At 37.3% G+C, this 236-nt stretch carries 2 pseudogenes; one reads left to right on the top strand and one right to left on the bottom strand.

What is annotated here, in order from left to right:
- A pseudogene (locus ACFINO_RS11450) lies at positions 1-62 on the top strand (site-specific integrase); the annotation flags it as partial.
- Positions 63-118: 56 nt separating this feature from the next.
- Here the strand turns inward: ACFINO_RS11450 and ACFINO_RS11445 are convergent.
- Positions 119-236 (bottom strand): annotated as a pseudogene (locus ACFINO_RS11445) (transcriptional regulator); the annotation flags it as partial.

Here is a 236-nt window from a genome sequence, read left to right as displayed (position 1 = left end):
CCAAAACAGCCGATCGGAAACGCTTAGCTATCGAAGCAATTAAAAAACTACAAAAAGGTTAGAGCAATGTGCGGCGACTAAAAAACTAACCAAAGCACCAAAAAAATTATGAACGAAATCAAAGCGACGTTTGTGGTGAATCAGAAACCAGAGGAGAAATAGGTGGTTGTGCCTGTTGCATTGTTTTCCATAAATTGTAGTTTGTTTGCATATCCAACCAAAATTTTGCTTTACTA

Origin of the sequence: Bartonella sp. AA83SXKL, assembly GCF_042196965.1 — a bacterium.
Classification (GTDB): Bacteria; Pseudomonadota; Alphaproteobacteria; order Rhizobiales; family Rhizobiaceae; genus Bartonella.
Note: the sequence above shows the minus strand (reverse complement) of the source record. Positions and strands in the feature narration are given on the sequence as shown.